The organism is Facklamia sp. P13055, from assembly GCF_050409445.1.
In the GTDB taxonomy this organism is placed as follows: domain Bacteria; phylum Bacillota; class Bacilli; order Lactobacillales; family Aerococcaceae; genus Facklamia.
Map to the genome: position 1 here is coordinate 1 of NZ_JBNUPL010000031.1, position 10956 is coordinate 10956.

Sequence of the window (10956 nt, forward strand, 5' to 3'; positions counted from 1 at the left end):
AACCATTAGTGGCTTAATCTCCTTGGATAGCATCAACCCTATTGGACATAGAGCCTAGTTTTTCTAACTCTTTTAGTATAAACATCAAATTATTTTCATTATATAATAAACTATAAATTTAAACTGATTGTCTTTTTATTTAGCTTCTTAAAAATTTGCTCATTAGTTCTATCTGATGTTCAATAGATAATTTTTTTATTACTCCTAAGCCAGGGTCGCTCCCTTCATCAGCATCTGTAATAAATGTTAAAATACTTCAGTTTCTATGTTTTCTTTTACATATTCCTTACCTTCCAATTCCATTATCTTATTATACTATTCTTTTGGTTTAATAACTGCTTCATGGTATTTATTCGCTGGATCTGTTGGGCTATGATTGGTATCAGATACAAAATGATGAACCCTCAAGTTCTTTTTTTATCACAATCTATAATATGGATTGCTACAGCATGAGGTGAAAAGCCATTTTCCATAAAATCTTTACCCATTACATAATAATCTAAAAACCCTATGTAACCATCTTTTTTAAACGATAAATGATCAGAAGAAAAATATTCATCACCAACATAATCCGCATTTCTTTTTTGTTTATTGAAATTATCAGCTAAAAGTATTTTGTTTATTAAAAGCTTTTTAGACTAATTTCAACTTTGAAAAAATACTTAATCTTCATTAAAAGCTGTCCATTGAATATGCTCATAATGATGATTTATATCTTTCCATTCCGTAACTGTCAATTGATCCATACCTTCAACTATTAATTGAATCATATCTTTATCAATCATATTAACAATTTTAGCTTTTGTAAACATATTATAATCGCCTCCCCCAACAGCACGATATTGAGTGAGCGCTAAATGGTAATATTTTTGCTTATCAATTACTTTTTGTGTTTTTTCATTAATTAATTTGACCACACGCTTACCTATTGGTTGATTCAAATCAACCTCTACAGAAAAACCCGTGTACAAGTCATAATTGTAATGCTTAGGTTTAGGATAAATATAAGAAGGATTTACAGAAATTTTACCGGATGAATCAAAAGTAAAATAAGCAAAATTATGCTCCATCGCTTCAATTATATCCTGACCACTTACTTGGCTAACAGCAATTTGATTATAATAAGGATAAATATTCAATAGTTCTCCTCGCCTAACTTCACCTTGAAAATCTACAAAGTGATCGTTGAGCAAGGATATACCTGCGAAGTCTGCCCCTGTTTCATTCAACATCGTTCTCGTTAAAAACTCAGCAAAAGGATGGCCTTTCACTCTTGCTTGATGAAGATTTCGAGTGGGCATCTCCATGGGAGCATTCCCTAAGACCTCATCAAGCCAGTTAAGGCTCTGGCTATATTCAGGTTCTAATGGACGAATATTTTCAATTGCTGCGCTAGTTGTAAAAGAGTGTAAAGCCCCTTCAATTGCTGGGGAAGCTTTTTTATCTAAACTCACGATAACTTCACCCACCTTTTCACCACCATAGCCTGGTTGAATGACAAAGGAATCCTTAAAGGGCTGACAAATCTGACGATGTTGATGACCCGTTAATAAAAGATCTATTTCAGGAATCTCACTGATCATCTTATATCCTTGATTTTCTCCAGTTTGAGCCTCTAAGGCCTCTCCCGAAGATAGGTCAGCTTCAAAACCTCCATGATAAGCAACAACTAATAAATCCACTTGAGGTTTTAAAAATTGAGCATACTCTTTAACCGTTTCAAAAGCATCTAAAAATTCTAAGCCTTCATAATTTTCTGGCAACTCCCAGTGTGGTATATAGTGGGTGGTTACACCAATAATTCCGATTTTATAATCTTCAATGTTGATGACATCATAGGCTTTTCCCTTATAGGGCTTTTTGGTTTTTCGATCCACAATATTGCTACATAATATTTGTGCATTTATTAAGTCTAATGCAGTGTCTTGATAGGCCATTCCGTGATTAAATTCATGGTTACCAACAATTTGATAATCATAGTCCAAATCATTCATCATTCGAGCATAAGGAGCCGCACTCTTTGTCACTTGACTGGTATAGCTCGTCATAGGCGATCCTTGAATAAAATCGCCTAAATCAAATTGCAATGTCTTAATCGAATCTTGTTTTAATTGATCAATTAAAGCTGCAGTGTTCTTTAAGGAATACTCAGTCTGATCAGGATGATGGTGCCATTGACCATGTGTATCACTCGTTATTAAAAAGCGGATTTTAAGCATTGTTCCCCTCCAATATCTTGTCTATCGTATATATTTGGCCATACTGAGGATAGAAAACAATTAGACCTTTTGTTTCTAACTCTTGACCAAAAGCCTTTGGTTTAAATGTATGCTATGGAATAACAACTTTTGATTGAATCGTATAACCAATCATCAATAAATCTGCTTGAGAGGCATGACCTGAGACCCCAGCCTGATAGAAATCCCGGCCGTATTCAACCATATTGGTTAAAAACTCCTCATAACCAGCCATAAAGACTCCTAAAGGAACTCCGTTTGAATGTAAATATATTCCAGCTGGTAATTGATAAAGAATTTGATGACGTTCATAATCAATTAATAATAAATAGTCATTCGGCGAAGCCTTCAATTCTTCAGCACTTACCAAAAGACTACTTTCTTCTTCATCCTCATCTAAACAAAAAATATTATCGATTTTGCTTGATATATGTTGTTTAAGCAATTGGTAATACGCTTTATCTACGACAAATCTCCGTTGATGATTTTTAGCTATTTCATTCAATCTTATCAAGCGTTGTATATTTTGTGGATATAAATTAATGGTTATGATGCCTGCTTGTTTTTTACCCAATAAGTGGTCTCTCTCTTTTAATAACTGCCGCTCATTTGAACAAGCTAGATTATGATTTTTCCCTCAACAGCTAAGTGAGGTGCGAGGTCATCTCCAAAATTAGACAAAGAGGTGCCTTCAATTAATAGTAGGTCTGGTTCAAAAGGATGGGCTTCTTCTACCCACTTGAGCACTTTTTCAGGGTTATAACCATTTAGTCTTAAGTCTCCTGAATAAACAATTTTCAAATCATTCGTTGCAATAAAATAGCACTCGCACCTTCTGTATCATGGTCACTCTCTTTAAAAGTTATCTTGAATGGCCCATGATGAATACTTGTTTGATGAGGAACACTTTGCCAATTAACATCATATTTAGGTAAAAAGGAATTTTTACTAAGTTTTCATAAAAGTTTAATGACTTCTCTGATGTGTATACAGGAATTTGTTCGTTTATTTGTCCTAAGGAACCTAGATGATCAAGGTGCGAGTGAGACAAGCAAATGGCAGTATTCGATGAGCTCACCTCATAAGCAGTTAACGAATTTGAATTTAACTGGCTTTGAGAATAAAATCCTTCTACCTTAGGCAATAAGTTATCTTAAAGGAATTGTTCAGTTAATGATCGATCTAGCAATTGTTTAATATCGGCTCCTACAAATGCTCCAAAATCCATAATCACTTGATGATTATCTTTTTGAAGGCTAATAATATTTCCCCCAATTGTGCCAATTCCACCCAAGAATTCAATCTTTGTTTGACTCATCAACTCTTCCTCTCTTAATAGTTTTTATCTTCACTATCAAGATTTTATCGTACCATATATTGGACCTAAAGTTCTACTTAACTTTTTTATCAAAATAAGCTATATTTTAACTTCATTCTGAACACCTAAAGAGCTGAGATCATTAGATCTCAGCTCTTTAATTATTAATACCACCCTTTTGATTGAGAATGTGACCAAGCTCCAGAAATCGATCCGTAACGACTTACCATATAGTCATACATCCATGATAATTGAGTATAAGGGTTGCTTTGCCAATCTTCACCATGAGAAGCCATTTTATTACCTGGTAAAGCTTGTGGTAATCCATATGCTCCAGAAGACATATTTTTAGCAAATGTATTCCACCCGGACTCACGATTAATAATAGCCTTCCAATAACCTTGCTCAACATCAGAAACACCTTTCTCAGCAACTATTCTTTCAAACGCTGCATAAGGGTCCGTACTGCTATTATCTACAAGCGTTGTTTCAACTCTTTCTTCATTCGTTTCAAAAGTTATTTCTTCATAGGTAGATTCAACATAACTAGTCGTTTCAATACTGGTAGTAATGCTAGTTGTAATATCTGAAACGCTAGTTTCAATTAAATCAGTATTAAAATCAGTAGACTTAATTGTAGTGGCTGTTGTTTCAAAGTCTTCAGTAGTCAGCTGTTCCTCGATAACTTCATTGCTCGTGGTAGTCATTTCAACAACTGGAAGAATTTCTTCACTAATTTCCCGAGTTGTTTCGACAACTTCATTAGGCATAGCTTCCTCAAAAGTAGGTAATTCTTCTTGAACTTCTTCAAAGTCTTCAGCTGCCTCAATTACTAAGAGACTCTCTTCTGTTTGAGCCTTTGTATTAATTGAACTGCTTTCAGTCTCATAAGCTGTAACTGTTACTTCTTCATCTCCTTGACTATATGAGATCGTCCCAGAATCTGAGTTAAAACGCAACTCTGCTCCAGCTATGATTAAATCTGGATTAGCTATTTGGTTGATTTGAGCCAAATCATTGACCGATATACCAGTTGCTCCAGAAATACTACTTAAAGTGTCGCCCCATTGAATCACATAGACACCATCTTGTTTTTCAGTCATTAGATTGATTACACGACGTATCTCATTAACTGTTCTCTGCTTCCAAACCATCGCAAGACTTCCTTGATAATTATCGTCCTGAGCTAAGATAGTTGGTTGAACAGTTACGACTTGCAACAATAGTGACGAGATAACTAAACTTATTATTGATTTTTTCATAAATACTCCTTAACATGATCACCTTGTTGGTGAATTATTATTAAAATTAATATATAAGATATCTTAAACAAGTTTATTAATAAGTGCACGTTTTTTTAGCACTTGTTACCTATGATTAAGCAAACCGATTAAAGATAGCAATATAGGTTACAGTGATATTACAATCAATCAAGCAAGATACACTTCAAGCCTTTTATAAAATTATGTTATAAATAAAATAACATATACGTTGGCTTATTTTATTGTTTAAGGATTATTTAATAGTACTATCATACTAATATGAAGGATCTTTATTGTTTAAAAAATAAAACAATTACATATTTTTATAATTTAAACCTATTCTAAAAACCATTTATACACTACTTTCAAACAACCTTTGCTTATTACAACTTAAAATGGTATCCTTATCTTGCTAGCTAAAATATTATAAGTATCTACTATTTTCACCATTTAATAATCAGTAAAAATTTTAAGCAAAATTAAATGTAATATAAAAAACACAAAAAATTCTTACTTTAAAAGTAAAATATGTGATACAATCTGACTAGGCATAAAAATAGATAGAAATGGAGGGAAAAGATGCAAACATACGGAATGAAATCAAAAAAAATGGCTAGATATGTTAATGTACTAAAACTTTTATCACACCCTATTCGTTTTTCAATCGCATTGCTATTAAAAAATAACGGTGTTATGAATGTCAGCAAAATTCAACAAGATTTAGAATTAACTCAATCTACCGTCTCTCAACACATTAGTAAATTACGTGAAGCAAAAATTGTCTCTGCGGACCGTGATGGAACTAAAATATATTATTCCCTTTCTAGCGATACAGCCAAGCTCGTCTTAGAAACTTACGAAAACAGCTAAACTGAAAGCATTCTTACTAAAATAAAAGGGGCTGGGACAAAAGGGCTGCTCAGCCCCCTCAAAATTTACAGCGAGCCTAGATTGGAAAGTGACTTTCCAATCTAGGCTCGCTGCTTTGGGTATTTACGTAGATTATTGGCCATAAATATTCGCTCGACATCGGTCTTAGAAAAGCTATTGCGACCGTTGGATGTCGCTTGATAAGTGGTGTGTTTTTCTTTACAAGGAATAAAATCCTCAGCAATTTTTTGGTGATACTTTTTGAGACGACAGCGCTTCTTTTTGCGTTCATCCGCTCCGGCAACAGTTTGCGTTTCAATCGCTCGGTTAAGCGTTTCAATTTCTTCACTTAAGAGCTGCTGAATCTCAGATTGAATCTGTTCGACTACCTCATGAATTCGCCTAAACACTATGATTTTCAGGGAATAAACAATCCATTTCCAGTGGCAAGTAAGTGTGATTCATAGTGTACTGTTACTAGATAGAAAGCCCCTCCTAAATGGTTTTGTGATTACTACTATTATAGCAGGAAACGCTTTCTATTTTTTTATTGTTAAAGAAAAAGTCCGATTAACAAATGGATCGTTGACCGGACTTTCTTTAATTGTTCAAGGCTTTTGTCCCAGCCCCTTTTATTTTTTAATTATAATTGTTTTCATCTAACATCATTTCTGTGGATTGCCTCAACATTTCTTGCTCTTTTTCCTCTAAATAAGCTTGGGGATTTGTTACTTTTTGCCATAAGAGCGAACGATTACTAACATAGACATCAAAAACAGCTTTAGATAATATTCCCATTTGATCAGGAACAGCATCGTAATTATAAGGATTTTCTGTATACACAGCTAGTGTGTAGGTTCCATAATCCGTTTGAAAAGCTGCGACATCATTTTGTTCTGTCGATCCTAATCCTGTTTTATTCCATGTGGTAACGTATGGTATAAATGCAGAAAGATATCGCCATGGATTTGTCATTAATTTTTGAATTAATTGACCATCCCAAGGTTCGCCATTCAGTTCATTACGTGCCATTAAAGCGAAATACATAGCAGCATCCCCAGGCGATGTCTGAAATCTGCGGTTGGTTGATCCATGATAATATTTTCCATCAACAAAGGTATCTTTTAGACCAAATTTATGGACATAAGGTGTAATCCATTCACCTTCGCCAGCTACTTCAATTAACATATTAGCAGCTGTGTTATCAGAATATAAAGGAATCAAATCTACTAAGTAATCCACAGTGTATTGCGACCCACTAGGGTCTCCTTGAATAACTCCAGCACCTGGGACGCGGTTTTCATCAGATAAAATAACCATAGAATTGGGTGACAACTCACCAGTTTTATAAAGCTCATAAATTTTACCTAAAACATAAATTTTTTGAGTAGAGGCTGGGAAAAATATTTGGTTATTTACTGAAACCTGGGTAAGATGCTCACTATTAACAAAAGAAGCTCCTGCCGTTGCACTAATATATCCCAAATAAGTCTCTAATATAGCTTCTATTTCATCTAAAAGCTCTCTTTCACTATAATAGGTTAAAACGTAATCATTATATGAAGAATCTTTTCTAATCCAACCAAGCTCATCATAGCCAAAATAAACATGTAACCAGGTTCCGTATTGATTAGTGAGTTCTTGTCCTACTTCCATTGGACTGTCTATCATTCCTTGAGTATTTAGTAAATAACGTGAACTGGCTAAACCAGGCGGATTTGAGTAAATTTTTAAATCAGGAGACTTAATAAGGATGCTGTACTCCATTGTTTTCAGAGTGAAATGCTCTCTTTTTTTATGAGGAGTCATGTAGAAAGGATATTTATTAACAGCAAAAAGATCCTCAACTTGTTTAGCTAATAATTCACTGTTGTTCAGATTTTCTTTTAAACCATCTTGATAATAACCTTTAGTTTTATCTTCTTGAAACCATCCGGTGAAGGGCGAACCACCTTGATAAAGTATCTTTTTCAATCCATCTCTTTTCCATACAAGTTCCGCCACTCCAATTTCTTCAACAACTGGTTTGCGATTAATAGACGATTTTAAAGTCGGCTTAATAAGTTGAGGTCGATTATAAAATCTTGGCATATAGTGATCGTTTAATTCAGACGAGAGTGAGACTTTTTCAGATTTAGCGTTGGTTTGTAAGATTGGATCTTTTCTTAAATTAAGATCTACTTCCTCAAGGTTAATGCTGCTATCAATCGGCTTTTTGAAAAAGTTTTCAATAATATAACGATTAGAGGAAGAAACAAAAGTGAAATAAAGTGTTGAAAAAAGAGTCGCAGTAATTAAAAAAGAAAGCAATTGTTTTTGATAACTATCATTCAAATTTGTTCGCTCCTTCACCTGATGTTATTGGTAAATATATCAATAGGATTTTAAGAACCCAATCTTAACTAATAATTTTAGGTATAAAATAATCTAACAGTTCTTGAGTAAAGTAAATGGTCGGGTAATCTTGTTCAAAAGTAGATAGGCTTAATTCCTCTTTCAAATCAAAGGGATCAACATTAAGAGATAATGAGCGGTCGGAAATAAATGCTTCGTACTCATCTTGTAAATTAGCATACTCATTTTTCTCATATCTTTGATTGGCAATTAACCTAAAAACAAATTCCTCAAAAGCTCTCTCTTTAATTCGCTCATAAGGATTACCAGCCAATCGAAGGTGAATTTGTACATAATCAGAAAAAGAGATATTCTTTACTTTAGCTATCGTTTCTACTCTTTTTAGATACTCATTTTGAAAAAGCAACAGCTCACTTTGATTAATGATGGTTTGACTGGTTTCAGCGAAAAAAGTGAATAAGTAAGGCAGTAGTTGATCATAAAAAAAGAACTCAGCCACACGATGCTTCAAATCATTATAAAAAAAGCTTCTCAAGTCTTGATAACTATAGATATTCGGAAGATTTAGATTGAATATCACTTCATCTGACAAATTTTTATTATTTGGATAATTTAGATTGGTTAGTTCCTCCACTTTTTGATCAACTTGTTTATTTAAATACTCTTCATTAATTTGAAGATATTTCTTAGGAACCAAAATATCTTCTTTTTCAAAATAACTTTCTACTGTACTAATCAAACAGATCACCTCTTTGAAATAACATAAAATTATCGACCTATCTATTATACCTTAACGTTGCCCTATAAACTACCTTATAACTATTGATTAGGTGAGATTAATCAATGTCGTTAAGAATTCCTGACTTAGTGATTACTTTCATTCGATGATGTGGTTTCTTTTTTTTGTTTTTTTGGCTGATCAATTCCTTATACCGTTTCTTTTTATCTTTATATTTTAAATAACGATTGTACAACTCTTTAGATAAATTCCCTTTTTTGATGGCTAGTTGAATAGCACATCCAGGCTCATTCACGTGCGAACAATCATTAAACTTACATTTAAGCGAAAGGTCATATATACTTTGAAAAAGAAGCGTTTCATCTGCATCTCTATGGGATGAAATAGTTTTAAAGCCTGGTGTATCAATAATATAAGAAGAGGTTTTTTTAAGGAAATACATAGAGGAAGAGGTGGTTGTATGCTTGCCTTTACCATCATTTCTAACGTTTTGAGTTGACAGTTCTTCTTTTTGTAAAATAGTGTTTATTAAAGTAGACTTTCCTACCCCTGATGATCCAATTAGAATAGAAGTTTTACCTTTTTTGAGAAGATTCATTACTTTTTGATACGATAAAGGATCATGAATTGATAATTGATTAATTTTCATTTTAGGATAAACCTTTAAAATAGTATTTTCAATAGTTGAAGCTTCTACTTGATAGTCTGATTTTGAAATAATAATTTGAATATCCTTAGCCATATTAGAAAAGGTAGAGACATAGCGTTCGAATTTTCCCAAAGAAAACCTCTGATCAGCTGCAATAAGAATAAATATTTGGTCAACATTTGCAGCTATTAATTGTTCTTTAGCATTATATGCCAAACTTTTTTGTGATGTGCTTTGAGCTTTAGTAATCAAGCTATCTCTTTTGAGAAACGTGGATATTTGATGTTCTCCCGCATTCTTTTCAACTAAAACATAATCACCTACAACAAAATCACTATTTTTTAAATTTACTCGAACCGAAATTAATTCGTCTTTTTTATTATGAAGCGTTAGAAATGCATTATTACGACTTGTGATGCGATAGATATTTAAATCATTATTTAAATTATATCTAGAAATGTAAGAATTAATACCATAATCTTTGTTTATCATCAATTAGTCTCCTATCTAAATTATCCTTTTATGCTACATAAAGCTATCTGTTTTCGTAAATATGATGAATTTAGAAAGACAAAATAAATTCTATAATTTTTAAAATATAATTAAAATAAAAAAGAATCTAAGATTAACTTAGATCCTTAAAAATATAGAAAATGACTAATGATAGGGTGGTACGTAAAAACAAATAACCCTAGCAAAAAACCATTGAAGAGTTTTTAGATTAGAACCTAAATTTTTATATTCTAAATTCATCTTGTACCACTCCTTTCGAATTTATAAGAAAATTATACTTTACCAATGAAAATAAAACAATAAAAAAACCTTCCTATCCAGGAAAGAGTTTAAAATAAATAGCGGTGGTCGGGGTCGAACCGACACGCCGTGTAACCGGCACTGGATTTTGAGTCCAGCGCGTCTGCCAATTCCGCCACACCGCCGTAATAGATATAAGGCGGTAGTCGGATTTGAACCGGCGATCAAGGTTTTGCAGACCCGTGCCTTACCACTTGGCTATACCGCCATGAAACTGGGGTAGCTGGATTCGAACCAACGAATCACGGAGTCAAAGTCCGATGCCTTACCGCTTGGCTATACCCCAATAATAAAATATAAATAGGCGACTGATGGGAATCGAACCCACGAATGTCGGATCCACAAACCGATGCGTTAACCACTTCGCCACAATCGCCATCATACTTTTAACAGGGACTGTAGGAATCGAACCCACACTGACGGTTTTGGAGACCGTTGTTCTACCGTTAAACTAAGTCCCTAAAAAGGAAAATGGTTAGCAATCCCTATTAAAATGGAGGGGGGCAGATTCGAACTGCCGAACCCGAAGGAGCGGATTTACAGTCCGCCGCGTTTAGCCACTTCGCTACCCCTCCAGCAATGGCTTGAGACGGAATCGAACCGCCGACACCTTGAGCTTCAATCAAGTGCTCTACCAACTGAGCTATCAAGCCTAGAAACGGTCCGGACGGGATTTGAACCCGCGATCTCCTGCGTGACAGGCAAGCATGTTA

11 protein-coding genes and 7 tRNA genes are annotated in these 10956 nt (G+C 33.9%); 1 reads left to right on the plus strand and 17 read right to left on the minus strand.

Annotation, left to right across the window (positions count from 1 at the left end):
* Positions 1–404 precede the first annotated feature (404 nt).
* From ACQV2O_RS07955 to ACQV2O_RS07980, 6 genes are all read right to left on the minus strand, one after another.
* Complete coding sequence (locus tag ACQV2O_RS07955; RefSeq protein WP_428875505.1) at positions 405–623, minus strand: sce7725 family protein; 219 nt, start codon at positions 621–623, stop codon at positions 405–407.
* 39 nt (positions 624–662) lie between these two features.
* The gene (locus ACQV2O_RS07960; RefSeq protein WP_428874594.1) at positions 663–2219 is read right to left on the minus strand and encodes a bifunctional metallophosphatase/5'-nucleotidase; all 1557 of its coding nucleotides are present in this window, start codon (positions 2217–2219) and stop codon (positions 663–665) included.
* Between the two features lie 112 nt (positions 2220–2331).
* Entirely contained in the window at positions 2332–2811 is a 480-nt protein-coding gene (locus ACQV2O_RS07965; protein WP_428875499.1) for a hypothetical protein, read from the minus strand.
* Between the two features lie 44 nt (positions 2812–2855).
* Positions 2856–3038 carry a hypothetical protein gene (locus ACQV2O_RS07970; protein WP_428875500.1) on the minus strand — a complete coding sequence of 61 codons (183 nt, stop codon included), beginning with the start codon at positions 3036–3038 and terminating at the stop codon, positions 2856–2858.
* Between the two features lie 352 nt (positions 3039–3390).
* Positions 3391–3555 carry a hypothetical protein gene (locus ACQV2O_RS07975; protein ID WP_428875501.1) on the minus strand — a complete coding sequence of 55 codons (165 nt, stop codon included), beginning with the start codon at positions 3553–3555 and terminating at the stop codon, positions 3391–3393.
* Between the two features lie 164 nt (positions 3556–3719).
* Complete coding sequence (locus tag ACQV2O_RS07980) at positions 3720–4817, minus strand: LysM peptidoglycan-binding domain-containing protein (protein WP_428874556.1); 1098 nt, start codon at positions 4815–4817, stop codon at positions 3720–3722.
* A 579-nt stretch (positions 4818–5396) separates the two neighbouring features.
* Here ACQV2O_RS07980 and ACQV2O_RS07985 point away from each other — a divergent pair.
* Positions 5397–5687, plus strand: a complete 291-nt coding sequence (locus tag ACQV2O_RS07985) for an ArsR/SmtB family transcription factor (protein WP_428874557.1) — start codon at positions 5397–5399, stop codon at positions 5685–5687.
* Between the two features lie 101 nt (positions 5688–5788).
* On the opposite strand, the gene ACQV2O_RS07990 is transcribed toward ACQV2O_RS07985, so the two are convergent.
* The 11 genes from ACQV2O_RS07990 to ACQV2O_RS08040 all read right to left on the minus strand — a co-directional run bounded on the left by ACQV2O_RS07990 (position 5789) and on the right by ACQV2O_RS08040 (position 10896).
* The gene (locus ACQV2O_RS07990; RefSeq protein ID WP_428875502.1) at positions 5789–6097 is read right to left on the minus strand and encodes a hypothetical protein; all 309 of its coding nucleotides are present in this window, start codon (positions 6095–6097) and stop codon (positions 5789–5791) included.
* 229 nt (positions 6098–6326) lie between these two features.
* On the minus strand, positions 6327–8021 hold the full coding sequence (locus ACQV2O_RS07995; RefSeq protein ID WP_428874559.1) for a serine hydrolase: 1695 nt from the start codon (positions 8019–8021) through the stop codon (positions 6327–6329).
* A gap of 64 nt (positions 8022–8085) precedes the next feature.
* Positions 8086–8781, minus strand: coding sequence for a hypothetical protein (locus ACQV2O_RS08000; RefSeq protein WP_428875503.1), 696 nt, complete (start codon positions 8779–8781; stop codon positions 8086–8088).
* 97 nt (positions 8782–8878) lie between these two features.
* Entirely contained in the window at positions 8879–9922 is a 1044-nt protein-coding gene (rsgA, locus tag ACQV2O_RS08005; protein ID WP_428874561.1) for a ribosome small subunit-dependent GTPase A, read from the minus strand.
* 360 nt (positions 9923–10282) lie between these two features.
* Positions 10283–10368 (minus strand) — tRNA-Leu (locus ACQV2O_RS08010).
* Between the two features lie 12 nt (positions 10369–10380).
* Positions 10381–10451, minus strand: a tRNA-Cys gene (locus tag ACQV2O_RS08015).
* Between the two features lie 6 nt (positions 10452–10457).
* Positions 10458–10529, minus strand: a tRNA-Gln gene (locus tag ACQV2O_RS08020).
* A gap of 17 nt (positions 10530–10546) precedes the next feature.
* A tRNA-His gene (locus ACQV2O_RS08025) sits at positions 10547–10619 on the minus strand.
* A gap of 14 nt (positions 10620–10633) precedes the next feature.
* A tRNA-Trp gene (locus ACQV2O_RS08030) sits at positions 10634–10704 on the minus strand.
* A gap of 33 nt (positions 10705–10737) precedes the next feature.
* Positions 10738–10818 (minus strand) — tRNA-Tyr (locus ACQV2O_RS08035).
* 5 nt (positions 10819–10823) lie between these two features.
* Positions 10824–10896 (minus strand) — tRNA-Phe (locus ACQV2O_RS08040).
* Between the last annotated feature and the right edge of the window lie 60 nt (positions 10897–10956).

Coding starts and splice junctions, on each gene's coding strand:
- ACQV2O_RS07960 (WP_428874594.1), bottom strand. CDS start 2,219: ATGCTTAAAATCCGCTTTTTAATAACGAGTGATACACATGGTCAATGG.
- ACQV2O_RS07975 (WP_428875501.1), bottom strand. CDS start 3,555: ATGAGTCAAACAAAGATTGAATTCTTGGGTGGAATTGGCACAATTGGG.
- ACQV2O_RS07980 (WP_428874556.1), bottom strand. CDS start 4,817: ATGAAAAAATCAATAATAAGTTTAGTTATCTCGTCACTATTGTTGCAA.
- ACQV2O_RS07985 (WP_428874557.1), top strand. CDS start 5,397: ATGCAAACATACGGAATGAAATCAAAAAAAATGGCTAGATATGTTAAT.
- rsgA (WP_428874561.1), bottom strand. CDS start 9,922: ATGATAAACAAAGATTATGGTATTAATTCTTACATTTCTAGATATAAT.